The organism is Stenotrophomonas sp., assembly GCF_032056425.1.
Lineage (GTDB): Bacteria > Pseudomonadota > Gammaproteobacteria > Xanthomonadales > Xanthomonadaceae > Stenotrophomonas.
Genome location: NZ_DAMBCN010000013.1, coordinates 36,899 through 54,280 on the forward strand (window position 1 = coordinate 36,899; position 17,382 = coordinate 54,280).

The 17,382-nt window shown below is 66.2% G+C and carries 15 protein-coding genes; 11 read left to right on the forward strand and 4 right to left on the reverse strand.

Annotation, left to right across the window (positions count from 1 at the left end):
- Positions 1-10: 10 nt before the first annotated feature.
- The 4 genes from RTY46_RS10460 to RTY46_RS10475 form a co-directional block, all read right to left on the reverse strand.
- On the reverse strand, positions 11-1,063 hold the full coding sequence (locus tag RTY46_RS10460; protein ID WP_312708239.1) for a type IV secretion system protein: 1,053 nt from the start codon (positions 1,061-1,063) through the stop codon (positions 11-13).
- An 88-nt stretch (positions 1,064-1,151) separates the two neighbouring features.
- Entirely contained in the window at positions 1,152-1,598 is a 447-nt protein-coding gene (locus RTY46_RS10465) for a hypothetical protein (RefSeq protein ID WP_312708240.1), read from the reverse strand.
- Positions 1,599-2,014: 416 nt separating this feature from the next.
- On the reverse strand, positions 2,015-3,694 hold the full coding sequence (locus tag RTY46_RS10470) for a type IV secretory system conjugative DNA transfer family protein (protein WP_312708241.1): 1,680 nt from the start codon (positions 3,692-3,694) through the stop codon (positions 2,015-2,017).
- Positions 3,695-3,730: 36 nt separating this feature from the next.
- The gene (locus RTY46_RS10475; RefSeq protein ID WP_312708242.1) at positions 3,731-3,988 is read right to left on the reverse strand and encodes a hypothetical protein; all 258 of its coding nucleotides are present in this window, start codon (positions 3,986-3,988) and stop codon (positions 3,731-3,733) included.
- A gap of 122 nt (positions 3,989-4,110) precedes the next feature.
- Between RTY46_RS10475 and RTY46_RS10480 the strand changes: the two genes are divergently transcribed.
- From RTY46_RS10480 to RTY46_RS10530, 11 genes are all read left to right on the forward strand, one after another.
- Positions 4,111-4,539, forward strand: a complete 429-nt coding sequence (locus RTY46_RS10480; protein ID WP_312708243.1) for an HD domain-containing protein — start codon at positions 4,111-4,113, stop codon at positions 4,537-4,539.
- 107 nt (positions 4,540-4,646) lie between these two features.
- Complete coding sequence (locus RTY46_RS10485; protein ID WP_312708245.1) at positions 4,647-5,843, forward strand: MFS transporter; 1,197 nt, start codon at positions 4,647-4,649, stop codon at positions 5,841-5,843.
- 139 nt (positions 5,844-5,982) lie between these two features.
- Positions 5,983-6,228 carry a hypothetical protein gene (locus RTY46_RS10490; protein WP_312708246.1) on the forward strand — a complete coding sequence of 82 codons (246 nt, stop codon included), beginning with the start codon at positions 5,983-5,985 and terminating at the stop codon, positions 6,226-6,228.
- Positions 6,229-6,230: 2 nt separating this feature from the next.
- Positions 6,231-6,413, forward strand: coding sequence for a hypothetical protein (locus tag RTY46_RS10495; protein ID WP_312708247.1), 183 nt, complete (start codon positions 6,231-6,233; stop codon positions 6,411-6,413).
- A gap of 18 nt (positions 6,414-6,431) precedes the next feature.
- Positions 6,432-7,175, forward strand: a complete 744-nt coding sequence (locus RTY46_RS10500; RefSeq protein ID WP_312708249.1) for an SOS response-associated peptidase family protein — start codon at positions 6,432-6,434, stop codon at positions 7,173-7,175.
- Between the two features lie 95 nt (positions 7,176-7,270).
- Positions 7,271-7,540, forward strand: a complete 270-nt coding sequence (locus tag RTY46_RS10505) for a hypothetical protein (RefSeq protein ID WP_312708250.1) — start codon at positions 7,271-7,273, stop codon at positions 7,538-7,540.
- 145 nt (positions 7,541-7,685) lie between these two features.
- Positions 7,686-9,812, forward strand: a complete 2,127-nt coding sequence (locus tag RTY46_RS10510) for a methyl-accepting chemotaxis protein (protein ID WP_312708251.1) — start codon at positions 7,686-7,688, stop codon at positions 9,810-9,812.
- 178 nt (positions 9,813-9,990) lie between these two features.
- Positions 9,991-11,742 carry an EAL domain-containing protein gene (locus RTY46_RS10515; RefSeq protein WP_312708252.1) on the forward strand — a complete coding sequence of 584 codons (1,752 nt, stop codon included), beginning with the start codon at positions 9,991-9,993 and terminating at the stop codon, positions 11,740-11,742.
- A 64-nt stretch (positions 11,743-11,806) separates the two neighbouring features.
- A complete protein-coding gene (locus tag RTY46_RS10520) occupies positions 11,807-13,000 on the forward strand; it encodes a GAF domain-containing sensor histidine kinase (RefSeq protein WP_312708253.1) in 1,194 nt (397 codons plus the stop codon).
- Between the two features lie 87 nt (positions 13,001-13,087).
- On the forward strand, positions 13,088-15,238 hold the full coding sequence (locus tag RTY46_RS10525) for a TonB-dependent receptor (RefSeq protein WP_312708254.1): 2,151 nt from the start codon (positions 13,088-13,090) through the stop codon (positions 15,236-15,238).
- Between the two features lie 83 nt (positions 15,239-15,321).
- The gene (locus RTY46_RS10530) at positions 15,322-17,010 is read left to right on the forward strand and encodes an ATP-binding protein (RefSeq protein WP_312708255.1); all 1,689 of its coding nucleotides are present in this window, start codon (positions 15,322-15,324) and stop codon (positions 17,008-17,010) included.
- The last annotated feature ends 372 nt before the right edge of the window (positions 17,011-17,382 follow it).

Consider the following 17,382-nt stretch of genomic DNA (forward strand, 5'->3'; position numbering starts at 1 on the left):
GCGCGGTGCATTACCCACCCCGCATCGGTTGCGCCTGCTGGGGCTGTACGCCCTGCGGCTGGGCCTGCTGCATCGGCTGGCCCTGCATCGGCTGGCCCTGCATCGGCTGGCCCTGCTGCATGGGCTGGCCCTGCTGCATGGGCTGGCCCTGCTGCATGGGTTGCGCCTGCATCGGCTGGCCTTGTTGCATCGGCTGCCCCGTAGCCGGATCGACCATCGGCGCCGCCGGACCGTTCGGGTCGTACATGCCTTGTGCCTGTGCTGCAGCCTGCTGGGCCTGCTGCGCAGCGTCCGCCTGCTGCTGCAACGCACTTTCGTCGGGCACCGGCACGCCACGGGCGTAATCGTTGTCCACGCGGTACTCGGTCACCTGGAAGGCCAAGGGATTGAGCACGCGATCCTGCTCGGACAACGCAAGGTTCTGGTTGTACTCGAAGCGCATTGTCACCAGCTGGTTGTCCAGGTAAGTGGTGACGCCCGTACGCTTGTCCAGCAGGCTGCGCTGGATGCGCACCGATGCACCGCGGAAGCTGCCATTGGCCTGTGCAGCCAGCGGCGTGATGCTGAGGATCTTCACCCGGATCGCCTTGCCACGGCCGTACATGACGAACGGATTCTGCGGATTGTTGCCCGCATAGCGCTGCTTCATGCTGGCGGCCACCGGATCGGTGGACATCACAAACACCAGTTCCCAGTCACGAAGGCCCATCACTGCCGAGTCGTAGGACTCACGCGCCAGCACATACTGAGCCACGTTGCTGCGGTTCACCGCTTCATTGGTGGTGATGGTTTCGCCCTGGAACGTGCCGCGCAGGCGCGCCACGGTGGCCGTGCCTGTGTAGGCATCGGCCATTACCAGGAACGGCACTTTTTCCTTCAGGGGCAGCATGTAGTAGTAACCGCCCGCCAGCGCCAGCGACATCAGCAGCGAACCAGTGGCCACCCACCAGGCCCGCCGCTCGCTGCGCCGTGCCATGTCGGCCACGGTGATCTCATAGCTGACCGCCTTGGCGACCGACTGCTCGACCTTCTGGCTGTTGCCTGCATCCTTCTTGCGGAACATGGATTCTTCCGTACTGCTGAAACATCAATGGGCGTGACGCCCCTGCGGCAGGCGCGGGGTGCGGCACGTTCGATGATTTCGGTGGGGCTCAGCTACCGCTGTTGGCGTCGGCCGCCGGTACCGACGCGGTAGGCGTCGATGCGGCGTTCTGCACCACAATCTGGTTGCCCACGATGGAGACGGAAACACCTTGTGCCGCGTAGGCAGCCGTGACATCGATCACGGCCTGCTGCGCGTTGGTGGTATCGATATCCGACACTGCACCGTACAGGGTGAAATCCGAGCTGAGGCGATAATCCAGGGTGCGGCCGGAATCCTTGGCCCAACGCTCAAGCATCGCCTTCAGCGTGCCATCCATCGGCGACGCCTGGTACACGTAGCTGGTATAGAGCGGGATCTCGGTCGGGGCCGTCGCAAAACGGTTTACCGGCTTCCAGCGTCCGCCGAAATCGGGTGCGGGCTTGGTGGCGCAACCGGCCACCATCAACGCCGCGGCTGCGGCGATGGACATTTTCACGATAAACGCCTGATTCATACGGGCTTCACTTTGACGTACGAAAAAGCAGTCCCGATGTTGGTCCCCTGGTCGTCCGGCGCTGCGTGGCGCACGCCAGAAACGTCACAGTAAGCCTGCTTAACAGGGCGCGACTGTCACGGTTCCCCTGCAGCCCGAAAGCTGCCAACCAGGTCGCATGCAGCGACTTTTCCAAGCCGCGTGCACGCGCCCTCACCAACGTCGGAACCATCCCTGTTCCAATGGCTGAAACTCCTGGCCACTCTGAAAGCAAGCTGAATCACGAGGATTCCCAAGCCGTGCATAGAGTCGCACACCCCCGCGTCAATTCCATGTCAGACAAGTCTGAATTCCATCAACGTATGGTGTTTTTTTGACGCGCTTCACTAATTCACTTTAATGAATCCGGGCGCATGTCACATTTGACCCTCGACAGTTCAGACTTCGAGCATCGGTGCGTCAACCTTCGGAAGTAGACGCGACGTGAAATATCGATCCTTGTAATACCGGATCTTGTCGCACTTCACTGGGTGCGGAATTCCCTCGTACAGGAAGACCTCCTTGTCCGGACCCATCGCCTTCAGCTCCTGCGGCAGCATCAACGCGCGGCGCTCCTCGCTGTAGCTGTGGGTCTTCTCGCGCGCGTGGGTGACGTTCTTCTTGCGGATGGTGGTGTAGCCCAGCATGTCCGAATAGTCGTTCGCGTCCTGCTGCTCACGCGGCGCGTACAGGATCTGCAGCGCGTGGTTGGTGATGATGGTGCGCGAGATCTCCCGCCCATAGGTGGCATCGAGCTGGGACATGCTCTGGATGATCGGCAGCAGGCGCACGTTGTAGCCGGCCATGTAGGACACTGCCGAGGCGATGATGTCCACCTTGCCGATCGAGGTGAACTCGTCCATCAACAACAGGCACTGGTACTTCAGGTCCGGATTGGACTTGGGCAGTTCCTTGGTGTTGAGATTGATGAGCTGGCTGAAGAACAGATTGATGATGAGGCGGCTTTCGGCCAGCTTGTTGGGCTGGATGCCGATGTAGATGGTCATCTTCTTCTTGCGCACGTCGGTGAGCAGGAAGTCGTTGGTGCTGGTGGCCTTGTCCAGCACGGGGTTGATCCAGGGGTTCAGCGGTTCCTTGAAGGTGCCGAGGATGGACGCGAAGGTCTCATCGGCCTGGGACAGCATGTTGGCGAACGCCGAACGCGCATTGCTGCTCAGGAACGGGCGCTCGGACAGACCCTTCAGGAACTTCTTCAGGTCGGTACCATCGCCGGACGACAGGCGGTATACCGCGCCCAGCGTGGGTGTGCCCATGCCGCCGGGGAAGCCACTGGCGCGCTCGTCGTCCCAGTTCTCAAACAGGTACAGGGTGAAGGCAATGAAGGCATTGCGCGCCTGGCTGACCCAGAACTTCTGGTCCTCGGCACCGTCTGGGTACAGCATGGCCGCGATGCTCATCAGGTCCGAGACGCGGAAGGCCGGGTCGTCGGACACATAACTGAGCGGGTTCCAGCGGTGCGTGCGGCGGTCTTCAGCAAAAGGATTGAACAGGTAGATCTCCTGGCCCTGGCTGGCGCGCCAGCCGCTGGTCAGGTCGAAGTTTTCCTGCTTGATGTCCAGCACGACCAAAGATTCGCCGTACTCCAGCAGGTTCGGGATGACCACGCCCACACCCTTGCCCGAACGGGTAGGCGCAGCCAGGATCACGAACTGCTGGCCATCCAGGCGCACCAGCTTGCCGCCATGGCTGCCAACCACGATGCTCTGCCCGGTCTTCTTGAACATGCCGTGCTTGGCCAGGTCGGCACTGGTGGCAAAGCGCGCATCGCCGTGCAGCGAGCGCTTGTCCTTCTTCAGCAGCAGCACCAGCACGACCACCGCCAGCACCAGCAGCGGCACGCCGAAGCCCAGGTAGCCGGCCCACTTGATCTTGCCCACGAACGGGGCGACCGCCGGCTGGCCGATTGCGTTGAAATACTGGTAGTAAGTGTTCCAGGTGAAGAGCTTGGTATCCAGGCCGAGCAACAGCAGGGTCAGATAGCCGGACAGCGCAAACCCGAGCACCAGGGTCGCCACGGTGGCGATGGCGATGAGCAGATACTTCTTACTGGGCAACACCCGAATCCTCCATGATGCGCCCAAGGGCGCGACGAGCTAGCGGCGGCGCCAGCGTGACGCCTTCTTCCGCAGGTGGTTTTCATCTTCCAGCCCGGGCTCGACGCCCTCTTCCCGCAGCAGCCGGTCAAGGTACTGCCGCGCTTCGGCCAGCGACATCAGATCGGACAGGCGTTCCCCGTCATCGGCGATGACCGCATGCCCGATCACATCGCCGGGAGCGTACACCGGCGCGTGGGTCACCGCTACCAATCGGTAGCGCCCGCGTAATTCAATCTGGTGTGTGTATTCCTGCATGCTCTCACTCCGTGACGGCGTTCACATGTCATTCCTGCGACGGACCCGTGGTCGGCGCGCACCCGGCTGGCAACGCGCGGGACCAGCACTGACAATACACGCCTGCACCCACGGAGATTGTCATGGAATGGATTGCACGCGCCCGCGCATTGGCCACCCGCGCCCATGCAGGGCAGGTCGACAAGGCCGGGCAGCCTTACATCGGCCATGTGGGGCGGGTGGCGGCCCGGGTCAGTGGTGATGACGATACCGAAGTGGTGGCCTGGCTTCACGACGTCGTGGAGGACTGCCCCGCGTATGCTGCGCAGGTACAGGACTTTCCCGAACACATCCAGCGCGCCGTGCAGCTGCTGAGCCGCAGCAGCACCGCCGATGCTGATCTGTACTACGCAGGCATCGCGGCCAACCCGATGGCATTGAAGGTGAAGGTGGCCGACATCGCCGACAACGCCGATGAGCAGCGACTGGGTGCACTGGACCCCGCCACCGCCGAGCGCCTGCGTGGCAAGTACCGGCTCGCGCTGGCGGCGTTGGGGCAAGCGCAGGTGTGAAAGCGCCGCCGGCTGAACGCTGATTTGCCCCGGCGCGGGTGCCACTGCTGCAGTGCAGCAGTACAATGGCCCGTTCCCCTGCCCCGTCGCGCCCCCCCTCCCCCCGCATGAGCCCCAATTCCTCTCTGGCCGCACGGCTCACGCCGCGCCAGCGCACCATGATCATCATCGCCCTGTCGCTGGGTGGCTTCGCCATCGGCACCAGTGAGTTCGCCAGCATGGGTCTGATGCTGGAAATCAGCCGCGGCCTGTCCATCAGCGAAACCCAGGTGGGCCACCTGATCAGCGCTTACGCCATTGGCGTGGTGGTCGGTGCCCCGATCCTGGCCTTCGCCGGCGCCAGCTTCCCGCGGCGCAAGCTGCTGCTGGCCCTGATGGGCTTCTATGCCATCGGCAATCTGGCCAGCGCACTGGCGCCCAACTACGCCACCATGCTGATCGCGCGCTTCGTCGCAGGACTGCCGCACGGTGCGTACTTCGGCGTGGCCATGCTGGTGGCCGCTGCGATCAGCCCGGCGGGCCAACGCGGCCAGGCAATGTCGCGGGTGCTGCTGGGCCTGTCGATCGCGATCCTGATCGGCAACCCGCTCACCACCTGGCTGGGCCAGCAGGTGAGCTGGCGCACGGCCTTTGCCCTGGTCAGCGTGCTGGCCATCGCCACCGTGGTGATGATCGCCCGCTTCCTGCTGCCCGACCCGGACGAGGTGCGTACCTCGCCGATGCGCGAGCTTCGGGCGTTCAACACCACCCAGGTGTGGCTGGCGCTGGGCATTGGCGCGGTCGGCTTTGCCGGCATGTTCTGTGTGTTCACCTACCTGGCGCCCACGCTGGTGCAGGTGACCGGCGTGGCCGAATCGTGGATGCCGCTGGCGGTGGGCGTGTTCGGCATCGGCGCGATCATCGGCAACATCGCCGGTGGCTGGCTGGTGGACAGATTCCACTTCAAGGCCGCTGCGGTGGTGCTGGCCTGGTCGATTGTGATGCTGCTGCTGTATCCGGTGGCGGCGCAGTCGGTGTGGACCATCGGCCCGATGATCATCACCGTGGGCACCATGGGCGCGCTGGCCGCGGTGCTGCAGACGCGGTTGATGGACGTGGCCGGCGAAGCGCAGACCCTGGCTGCCGCATCCAACCACGCTGCCTTCAACACCGCCAACGCGCTGGGGCCGTGGCTGGGCGGCATGGCCATCAGTGCCGGTTTCAGCCCGGCGACCACCGGCTACGTCGGCGCGGCCACTGCGATCGGCGGCCTGCTGTTGTGGTGTGTCTCGGTAATGGTGGACCGCCGCCGCAAGGCCGCCTGAGGTCCTGCACCCAGCCCTTGCCGCTTGCAGGGGCTGGGTGCACGCGATTGGATTTGATCTGGCCACCGCATCGGGCTGACGGGGTCATCACAGGTGAAAGTGTGACGATGAACGTACCTTCCCCTGCCCCCTTCCCCTCATGTCGGACACCGGTCATTTCGCCATTCGCGCCTTCGAGGCCGTCTTCAACATGGCCGGCGGGGTCGAGCGCATCACGTCGCTGACGGTGACCTGCAACCATTGCCAGGCCACGACCTCGTCCACCGAAGGCAATCTGCTGCACCTACCGGGCGGCACCCTGTTCCGCTGTGAAGACTGCGGCTGCCACCAGGCAGTGAGCAATGCCCGCGTGGCCGACTGGCAGCCGCGCGTGCTCGGCGTATGAACATGCACGCGACATTGACCGGCGCACAGCGACAGATTCTGCAGGCCATTGCCGATGCGGAGCAGGTGGACAGTGACGCCGCCACCTGGGCGGTCGCGGCAGACCTTGCCGTGCAGGCCGAGGACGGCGACATCGACCTGACCCCGCGAGGACGCGACGTGCTGCAGGCACATCCGCCGCGCTGAGGCAGCGACGGGGCGGTCATGCGACGTTTCGTGCAGGCCTTCGTGGGCGTGGACAGCTTTCCTGCTGCGCTACCCGGCGACGTGTCGGCAGCACTGGCAACAGCGAAGGCATGCTACAACATCGGCAAGGACGGCCACGCCTGGGTCTGGGCGGCCGGCGCGGCTGGGCCGCAGACCACCACGGTCGTTGCCGAGATGCAGTGGGGCCTGGTGCCGCGCTGGTCGAAGCACCCTTCCACGCCCTACACCACGGTGACCGCGCGGCTGGAGCGCGCCCCGCGCAGCCGCCTTTTTGCCGACGCCTGGAGCAAGCGGCGCTGCATCGTACCGATGACGGGCTATTTCAAATGGGACCGGCAGCGACGACCGCCGTGGCCAATGTTCGTCCAGCGCCAGGATGGTTTGGCCCTGTTGGCGGCGGGACTGTGGGAGCACTGGCAGGACGAGGCCGGCGACATGCGCGACACGTTCTCGATCCTGACCGATGGCAATCCTTCGATCCCGGCCCCGCTGTCTGCCGATGGGCCGGTGTTTGTGGAACCGGCGGCGGCGGCGGCCTGGCTGAGGGGCGAGCTGACCCATCCGGCGCAGCTGCGACGACACGCGCATACCGCCGTGCTGGAGGCTGCCTATGTAGGCCTGGGTATCCGCGACCCGCAACGCGATGATTACACGCTGCTGGAGCCTGCGGACCCCGATGCTCGGGGTGCCGACGACGCGCTGTCCGATTGGGATGGCGATGCGCTGGATGACGATGCGTGAGCGGAGGGCTTGGGGTCAGAGCCCTTTCCGCTTGAAACGGTTCCGCCCCTTGAAAAACACATGGCGTGGATGTGGCTTGCTGCACAGTGCAGCCCATGCATCACCGCCCTGCCCCCGCCCGCCATGACGCCGTCGCCCTGCAGGCAGGAATGCTCGGCAGTGCGCTGGGCGTAGGCCTGTTCAAGGCGCTGGCACTGTCGGGCGTGGTGTCCGGCTCGCTGATGGGCATGGGCCTGTGGCTGCTGGCCTGTGTCCTGCTCGGTGCATGGGCATTGGCAGCAGGCCTCGCCTGCCTCGCGCTGAGCCGACGCGTGTTCGTGCTGATGCTCGCGTTGTCGGCGGTGTTTGTGCTCTGCATTGCCTGACCCGCAGGCGCCTTCGAAAAAAATCCGAACCGGGACGCTAAAGCTTTGGCGTGCAGCGCCGCTATCGTCTTACTGCCTGCCGGGGCTCTCTCCTGTGCAGACACGCCCGGCAGTCGGGCTTACGACGACTACCGGACTTCACAAATTGAACACACTGCGCCGCTTCAAGGTAGGCACCCGCCTCGCCACTGGTTTCTCCATTCTGCTGTTGATGATCGCCACCATCCTGGCGATCGCCCTGCACAGCAACTACAAGCAGCGCCAACAATTCGACAACGCAGTGAACGTACGCGTGACCCGCATGGGCGAGCTGTACGACATGCTCATCATCAACAAGGAACTGTTGCTGCTGCGCCGCGATATGCTGCTGCGCCGCGGCCAGGAACTGGACCGCGATCTGGCCACCGTGCAGGCGCAGACCGCGCGCTACGATCAGATCTGGCAGCACTTCATTGCACGCCCAGCCACCAGCCCGCTTGCGCAGGCGATGCGTGACAAGGTGGCCGCGCGCCAGCAGGCCACGCAGACCGCGCTGGACGCGCTGGATGCGCGCATGCGTGCCGGCGATTTCGCGGCCGCCGACGCGCTGCTGTTGGACAAGGTGGCGCCGGCCGCCGCGGAGTGGAATGCCGCACTGGCCGAGTTTGCCGACCTGCAGCAGAAGCTGGTGGCCGAAGCAGCGGCGGACATGCAGTCACTGGCGGCGCGCACCACGCGCCTGCTGACCCTGTTCGGGGTCGCCAGCCTGGCCCTGGGCATCCTGGCCGCGTGGCTGATCTCGCGCAGCCTGACCGTCCCATTGGCCCGCGTGCAGGCCTCGATCAATGCCGTGACCCGCGGCGACCTGAGCGTGCGCGCCCAGGATGACGGCGACGACGAAGTGGGCCAGATGCTGCGTGCCACCGATGGCATGGTGCAGCTGCTGCAACGGTTCTCGCAGCAGACCCGGCAGATGATCGACCTGCATGCCGCCGAAGACATCACCCATCGCATGCCGACCGACTTCCCCGGCGTGTACGGTGAACTGGCCGAAGGCATGAACACCATGGTGTTCGAGCATCTGGACGCGATCGTGGACGCGATCGAGGTCCTGAACGAGTACGCCCAGGGCGATCTGCGCCGCAGCGCGCGGCGACTGCCGGGCAGCCGCGCGATCCTGCATGAATCGATGGATGCGGCCAAGGCCAGCCTGCATGCGATCAACCAGGACATCCAGCGCCTGGCACGGGCGGCCGCCGCCGGTGACTTCAGCGCGCGCGGCGATGCCAGTGCCTATCGCCACGACTTCCAGCGCATGATCGTGGATCTGAACCAGTTGATGGAAACCGCCGATGGCAGCCTGAAGGCATTGTCGGTGGTGCTGGGCGCGATGGCCGAGGGTGACCTGAGCCGACGCCTGCAGGGCGACTACCAGGGCGTGTTCGCGGCCATGCAGCGCGACACCAACCGCACCGCTGAAAACCTGTCGGGCATCGTCCAACGCATCCAGACGGCGGCGACCTCGATTGCCAACGCCTCGGACGAAATCGCCGCCGGCAACGCAGATCTCTCGCGCCGTACCGAGAGCCAGGCGGCCAACCTGGAGGAAACGGCGGCATCGATGGAAGAACTGACCTCCACCGTGCGCCAGAACGCCGAGCACGCCCAGCAGGCCAATGCTGCATCGCGCAGCGCCGGCGATGCCGTGCAGCGCACCGCCCGCGCGGTGCAGGATGTGGTGCAGGTGATGCAGCAGATCGATGCATCGTCGCAGCGCATCGGCGAGATGGTGGGCCTGATCGATGGCATCGCCTTCCAGACCAACATCCTTGCCCTGAATGCCGCCGTGGAAGCGGCACGCGCCGGGGAACAGGGGCGCGGTTTCGCCGTGGTGGCCAGCGAGGTACGTACCCTGGCCCAGCGCGCGGCAGCGTCGGCCAAGGACATCAAGGCGCTGATCGAGACCTCCGGCGAGAGCGTGCAGGCCGGCATCGGCATCGCCCGCCAGTCCGAACAGGCCATCGAGCAGCTGCGCGCCGCCGCCGCCCAGACCGACACGCTGATCCAGCAGATCGCCCAGGCCAGCAGCGAACAGGCATCCGGCATCGAGCAGGTGAACCAGACTATCGCGCAGATGGACGAGGCCACCCAGCAGAATGCCGCACTGGTGGAAGAAGCCAGCGCATCGGCGCGTGCCCTGGCCGACCAGGCCGGCGCGCTGGACCAGGCTGCCGCGACGTTCCGGATCGCTCCCTCCGGCGCGCATCGCGTGGCGTTGCCGCACGCGGCCTGAGTCGCTGCCCTGCCCCGCCCTGCCCAACTGAAGCATTCAGTGGGCAGGGCACAGGCACTGCCCTGAATCACCCGAGGCGACACCTCCTTCGCGCCGCCTGCGGCATGCTGGCGGTGTATCGCGCCCCCACTGCCGTAACGATTTCCCGTACATGCCCGCCAGCCGTGATGAAGAACGAATGTCCACCCTCGCCGGCCTCAATGCGCTGGGCGAGATCAGTGGCGCTTCCCTGGACAGCCTGACCGAGCTGGCCACCCACACGTTCAACGTACCCGTGGCGTTCGTCTCGCTGCTGCAGATCGACCGCCAGCGGCTGGTCTCACGCCGCGGCCTGGCGGTGTCGCAGACCCATATCCGCGATTCCATCTGCGCCAGCACGATTGGTTCACCGGAAACGCTGGTGATAGACGACCTGCTGCAGCACCCGCGGCATGCCAGCAATCCGCTGGTGGCGGGCGAACCGCACCTGCGTTTCTACGCCGGGGCGCCTCTGGTGGCGCGCAACGGCGTGGCCATCGGCGCGTTCTGTGTGATGGATGATAGCCCGCGCACCCTGTCGGACGCCGAGCGGCGGCAGCTGGAGACGCTGGCGCGTGCAGCCATGAACGAATTGGAGCTGCGCGCGATGAGTGGCCGCAGCGACCCGGTGAGCGGCCTGCCGGATCGCCAGCAGTTCATGCTGGACCACGACGCACTGGCCGAACGCGAGCCAGGCGCCTTCATGCATGCGGTGCTGGTGGACGTGTTTGATACCGCCGTTTCCACGGAGGCGGGACAGGTGCTGGGGATGGCCCCGCTGGAAACGCTGATACGGCGCACCGGCGTGCGCCTGAAAGTGGCGCTGGAGGGCGTAGCCCAGGTCTACCACGTGGGCGTGGCCCGCTTTGCGTTCGTGCTGGAACTGGAGCAGGCCAGCGCGGTGGAAGCCCTGCTGGCCGAGCTGCAGGCTCGGGTCACCCGGCCGATGATGGCCGCCGAAGTGCCGATGTCACCGGGCTTCCACGCGGGCGTGTGCGAGCTCACGCTCGGCGAGCACAGCGCCGGCGAAGTGATACGCCGCCTGCTGGTGGGGCTGAGCGCCGCGGTATCGGCCCGCGCGCCGTTCCGCTGGTATTCGCAGGGCCGCGATGCCAGTACCCGCCGCGGCTACCGCCTGGCCACCGATGGCCGCACGGCGCTGCAGCAGGACGAATTCCACCTGGTCTACCAGCCACGCTTCCGCGCCAGCGATCTGCGGGCGGTCGCCGCCGAGGTGCTGATCCGCTGGAACCACCCGCAGCTGGGCCCCGTCAGCCCGGCCGAGTTCATTCCGGTGTTCGAACGCACCGCATTGATGCACGGCATCACCGACTGGGTGGTGGACCGTGCGCTGGACCAGCTGGCGCGCTGGCACGCTGACGGCCTGCCGCTGAACCTGTCGATCAACTACTCGGCACGGGACATGGCCCGCGAAGGCGCGGCCGAGCGCTTGATCGCCGGAATCGACCGGCGCGGCCTGGCCTGCACCCGGGTGGAGGTGGAAATCACCGAGAGCCAGTGGCTGCGCGCCGATTCGCAGCAGGGCGTGCAACTGAAGCGGATGGCTGATGCGGGCATCCGCGTGGCCGTGGACGACTTCGGCAGCGGCTACAGCAACTTCGGCTACCTGACCGAACTGCCGATCAGCACCCTGAAGCTGGACAAATCGCTGATCGATCGGCTGTGCCTGGACAATCGCTCCAGTGTGAAAGTGGAAGCGATCATTGGCCTGGCCCATCGCCTGGGCTACACCGTGGTGGCCGAAGGCGCCGAGAGCGCCGACCAGGTCAGCCGCCTGCGCGCACTGGGCTGCGATGAGATCCAAGGATTTGCCCTGGCCCGGCCGATGGATCCGGATCAGCTCTTCACCGGCCACAGCCGTCCGCTGCTGGATATCCACGTGGCCGAGTGAACCGCTGGAGCGCCGCGCGTCGCTATACTGCCAACGCCCAGACGCGCTTGCCGGACTGCCTGCGATGCCCACACGAATCGACTTCCGCCCATCGCTGGACCTCGCCTGCCAGTTGACCGGCATGCGCGTTGCCCTGGTGGGCGAGATAACCGATGCACACTGGCGGGCCGTACAGAGTGTCGACCGCGCCGGCCTGGGCATCAGCAACGGCATGGTGCTGGACATCAACAAGACCTTCTGCAAGGACGTGAAGGCGCAGCAGTGCCCGGTCTGGTTTGCCGACGCGCAGGCCCACCCGGATTTCCAGCACAGCCCGGTACCCGGCCTGTATGGTTTCCGGAGCTATATCTCCGTGCCGATCACCCTGGCCGACGGCAGCATCTTCGGCACCCTCTGCACGCTCGATCCGCTGCCGCGGCCGGTGGACGAGAGCCATGTGGCGACCCTGACGATGCTGGCACGGCTGGTAGCCGCGCAGATCGATGCGGTGCACGGCCACGACGCCGATGCGGAACTGATCGATGGCCTGAAGGGCGATGGCAACACGCGCGACGTACGGTTGGCCGAATCCGAGCACAACAACGCCGAACTGCTGCGCGTGGGCAAGGAGCGCGAGGAGTTCATCGCGGTACTGGCCCACGATCTGCGCAACCCCGTGCAGGCCATCCGCGCCGGCGCCGACCTGCTTTCGCTGGGCACGCTGAGCGTGGCGCAGCAGAAGGTGCTGGAGCACATCAACGGCAGTACCGACCGCATCGCCGAGCTGATCGATGTGACCCTCGATTTCGCCCGGGGCCGCCTGGGCACCGGCATTGCCCTGAAGCTGGAAGACTGGTCGGACCTGTCCGGGGTGCTGGCCGTGGCCTGCCGCGAGGCCATGCGCGCCTATCCGCAGCGCCGTTGCGAGCTGGATCTGCAGTTGCCGCCGGTGTTCCGCTGCGACGGGGCGCGCCTGTGCCAGTTGCTGGCCAACCTGGTCATCAACGCCGCCGTGCATGGCACCGCCGGGGAACCCATACGGGTGACCGGCCGCGGCGAAGGTGACGGCCTGCGCATTGAAGTGGCCAACGCCGGGGTGATCCCCCAGGCGCATCTGGCAGCATTGTTCGAGCCGTTCTCGCGCCCGCAGGAAAAGCGCCTGGATTCCGGCCTGGGACTTGGGCTGTATATCGCCTCGCAGATCGCCAAGGCCCATGGCGGCACCCTGTCGGTGGCCAGCGACAGCGATTCGGGCACGGTACTGACCCTGCGTCTCTGAAACGAAACGGCATTGCCCGAACGGGGATGCGTGTCGAAGTGTTGCAAATGCTAATATTTCTCATTTGCAGCCACCCCCACACTGCCCATGCCCGTGAGATTGCCCCGCCGCCGCGCCCTGTGCGCCGCGCTCGCCCTGCCCTTGGCTATTGCCGCATACGCCACCTACGCCGCCGAGAGCCCGCCCGCCGGCGTGCAGGACCTGGACAAAGTGGAAGTGCGTGGCCGCGCACAGACCCTGTACCGGGTGGACGACGCCGCCGTCGGCACCCGCACTGACACGCCCCTGACGCTGGTGCCACAGTCGATCCAGGTGCTGCCGCGCGAACTGATCGACGACCAGGCCGCGCGCCAGGTGACCGATCTCTATCGCAGCATCAGCGGCATCAGCTTCTTCAGCTATGCCGGCGTCACCCTGCGCGGCTTCCGTCAGGAGAACGTGCTGTACGACGGCCTGCGCGGCGATCCTTATGCCGGTTTTTCGGTGCCGCAGCTGTTCAACATCGAACGGGTGGAAGTGCTGAAGGGCCCGGCCGGCGCGCTGTACGGCGGCGGCGATGCCGGCGGCGTGATCAACTACGTGACCCGCAAGCCCAGGGCCACCGCCGAGCGCCGCATCGAACTGCAGGTGGGCAACGAGGATTTCCGCGCCGCCTCGATCGAAGGCACCGGCCCGTTGAACCGCAGCGGCAGCGTGCGCTACCGCGCGGGCCTGTATGGCGACAGCGAATCGGGCGTGCGCTGGAACACCGACAGTGAAAGCGTGATCGGCGATGCCTCGCTGGCCTTCGACGTGGGCGATACCGGCGAGCTGGTCCTGCAGTTCACCGACATCACCCAGAACCTGGGCGGCAACCGCCTGCGCGGCGTGCCGGTGGACGACAACGGCAGCTTCCTGACCGACCGCCGCTGGAACCACAATGAGACCAGCGATTTCCTGGACATGCGCGCCAAGGTGGCGCTGGCGCAGTACCGCTTTGCGCCCACCGACGCACTGGACGTGGACGTGGCGGCGCGCTGGTTCAAGAACAGCGAACACCAGATGTACCACGAGCCGATGGGGCTGATCGACCGTGATGGCGACGGCGTGGCCGAGTGGATGACCCGCCAGCTGCGCAACCAGATCCGCGACAACGACGCGGTCACCGCCAATGCGAACGCCGTGTGGCGCACCCGAACCGGCAGCATCGAACACAAGGTGCTGTTCGGTGCCGATGTGTACCAGACCGATGCGGACTTCACCGCGCAGACCGCCAACAGCGCCGACCTGGCCCGCGGCGCCGGTCCGGTGCAGGGCATCGACCTGTTCAACCCGGTGTACGGCGCCAGCACGTGGCATGACTACAACCTGGCCACCCTGCCCTGGCGCAGCACGTCCACCCGCAGCCAGCGCTACGGTGGGTACCTGCAGGACGAGCTGACCCTGACCCCGCGCTGGCACGTGCTGGCCGGCCTGCGCTGGGATGGCTTCAAGGACGAAGACCGCATCGCCCACAGCAGCGTGGATGGCAACGACATCAGCTGGCGGCTGGGCAGCACCTTCATCGTGCGCGATGGCCTGAACCTGTACGCCAACGTGGCCAGCGGTTTCGTGCCGCAGAGCGCGGCGAACCAGAACCCCGCCGCCGGCGGCCCGTTCGATGCCGAGCGCAGCAAGCAGTGGGAAGTGGGCATGAAGTCGCTGCTGGCCGAGCGGGTCACCCTGAACCTGGCCGCCTACCGCATCGATCGCAGCAACATCGTGCAGGCCACCGGAGAGGTGGTGGGCGGGGTGAACCAGCTGGCCGCACTGGGCCTGGTGCGCAGCACCGGCATGGAGATGGACCTGCTGGCCGACGTGACCGAACGCTGGGTACTGAACCTGACCTACGCCTACAACGATGCGCGGGTGAAGGATGCCGGCCCGAGCGGCATCACCAATGCCTCTGGCGATCGCTTCGCCAACGCACCGCGCAACAAGCTGGGGCTGTGGACCCGCTACGACCTGCCCGCCCTGCATTCGGCCATCGGCTTCGGTGCCGATTACGTGGACGAGCGTGTCAGCCTGGACGGCCAGCGGGTGAAGCCGTACACCGTGTTCGACATGAGCTGGAAGACCACCTGGCAGCAGTGGCAGTTCCAGGCCAACGTCAAGAACCTGTTTGACAAGGTGTATGCGGCCAGCGGCTTCATCGAGCGCAACGGGCACTTCCCCGGCGAACCGCGCCGGGTCTACCTGCAGGCGGCCTACAGCTTCTGATGCGCGGCTGACCACCCGGCGGCGTGTAGAGCCTGCACACACGCCGTCGGGTACGCTGTGCCACCTTCCTGCCCTGAGCGGCCATGCACGCCTTTTCCCTTCCGGTCTCTGCCCCCGAGCAGCTGGCGTACCGTCTGCTGCAGGACAGTGACTGGGCACAGACCGCGCAGGCCGCGCAGATGCCGGCCGAGCTGCGCACCGTGCTGGCCATGGTGTTCGATTCACCCGAGCCGATGTGGATCGCCTGGGGCCCGCAGGACAAGGCGTTCTTCTTCAACGACGCCTATCTGCCACTGCTGGGCGGCAAACTGCACGGCGCCATGGGTGCACGCCTGGACGTGGTGTGGGCCGATGTCTGGGCCGACGTCTGCCAGGCCATCGACGATGCCTTCGCCGGCACCGCGCGCAGCTTCCAGAACCTGCGCCTGATGATGGACCGCGACGGCGCGATGAAGGAAACCTGGTGGACCTTCTCCTATTCGCCGCTGCGGCTGGGCAACGGCGAGATCGCCGGCCTGCTGTGCGTGGTGAGCGAGCAGACCGAACGGGTGATCGAGCGCGACCTGCACAGCCGCCAGGTGGCCGCCATTACCCAGGAAGCACGCGAGGCGCACCTGGAGCTGGTGCGCGCACGCGAGCAGCTGCGCCAGGCACAGAAACTGGAAGCCATGGGCCAATTGACCGGCGGCGTGGCGCACGACTTCAACAATCTGCTGCAGGTGATCACCGGTTCGGTGGACATGCTGCTGTATGGCTGGCCCAGTGATGACCCGCGCCGGCGCTACGCCCAGGCGATCGAATCGGCGGCCGAGCGTGCGACCAAATTGACCGCCCAGCTGCTGGCGTTCTCGCGGCGGCAGAGTTTGTCGCCGGAGGTGTTCGACCTGTGCGAGAGCGTGCAGGCGCTGGCGGACATCATCACCACCGTGGTGGGCGCGCGCATTGATGTGGAACTGAAGCTGCCCGACGTGCCGCTGCCGGTGCTGCTGGATCGCAACCAACTGGATACCGCGTTGATCAACATCGCGGTGAACGCGCGCGATGCGATCGAGGGCCACGGCCAGGTGACGCTGGCGGTACAACGGGTCAGCACCGTACCGTCGGTGCGCCAGTCAATTCCATTGAAGGGCGACTTTGCTGCCATCAGCGTGACCGATTCCGGCAGCGGAATCGACCCGTCGGTGCTCGAGCGCATCTTCGAACCTTTCTTCACCACCAAAGGCGTGGGCGCCGGCACCGGCCTGGGGCTGAGCCAGGTATTCGGCTTCGTGAAGCAATCGGAAGGCGAAGTGGATGTGCAGAGCCGGCCGGGGGCGGGCACCTGCTTCACCCTGTACCTGCCGCTGACCCAATGCACCGACAGCATGCCGCGCCCTGCCCCGCACCCCGGCCTGGCCAGTGGCGGCGGGCTGTGCGTGCTGGTGGTGGAAGACAACGTGGACGTGGCCGACTTCGCCGTGGGCGCGCTGCGCGAGCTGGACTATGGCGTGGTACTGGCGCGCAATGCCGCAGAGGCCATGGCCGAGCTGGAGCATGACGCCACGCGCTTCCAGCTGGTCTTCACCGACGTGGTGATGCCCGGCACCAACGGCCTGGAGCTGGCACGCACAATCCGCACGCAGTTCCCGAAGCTGCCGATCATCCTGACCAGCGGCTACAGCGAACTGCTGGCACGCGACCCGGGGCATGGCTTCACCCTGCTGCGCAAGCCATATTCACTGAAGCAGCTGGCCCAGGTGATGACCGAAGCGGCGCATGGTAGCGCACGGTAGATAACTCGTGCCCACCACGGTGGGCACCTACCGGGCAGCGCGCCGCCCTGCGTGGCCCTGGCTTGGTAGATGCCCACCTTGGTGGGCATTGCTCTTCGCCTATCCCTCGTGCCCACCAAGGTGGGCACCTACCGGGCAGCGCGCCGCCCTGCGTGGCCCCGGCTTGGTAGATGCCCACCTTGGTGGGCATTGCTCTTTGCCTAGCGCTCGTGCCCACCACGGTGGGCACCTACCGGGCAGCGCGCCGCCCTGCGCGACCCTGGCTTGGTAGATGCCCACCTTGGTGGGCATTGCTCTTCGCCTATCCCTGGTGCCCGCCAAGGTGGGCACCTACCGGGCAGCGCGCCGCCCTGCGTGGCCCCGGCTTGGTAG